The 275-nt window shown below is 64.7% G+C and carries 1 pseudogene; it reads right to left on the bottom strand.

From position 1 onward, the window contains the following. Window positions 1-275: pseudogene (locus tag EXE42_RS17760) on the bottom strand (hypothetical protein); the annotation flags it as partial.

Raw genomic sequence — 275 nt, 5'->3', positions numbered from 1 at the left:
CCGCCACGGGCAGATTCGTGCTGGAGTAGTCCGCGGTGTCGAGGAAGTCGACGCCGTCGGCGTCGTCGTCGAACGTGAAGCTCAGGACGGTCTGGCTCTGACCGAACGAGACGCTGGTGTAGACGTTCCCGTCGGTGGGGTTCGCCAGGGTCTGACCCTTCCAGCTGTTGTCGTACGCGGTGACGACGGTCTCGTCGACGCAGGGGTTGTGGGTCCCGTCGTTGTGCCGCGACTGGACGGCGTAGAACTCGAAGTCGAACGTGACCGAGTCCGTC

Source organism: Halorubrum sp. SP3 (assembly GCF_005435195.1).
Lineage (GTDB): Archaea > Halobacteriota > Halobacteria > Halobacteriales > Haloferacaceae > Halorubrum > Halorubrum sodomense.
The sequence above is the reverse complement of the archived record's forward strand: the minus strand, read 5'-3'. Positions and strand labels throughout refer to the sequence as shown.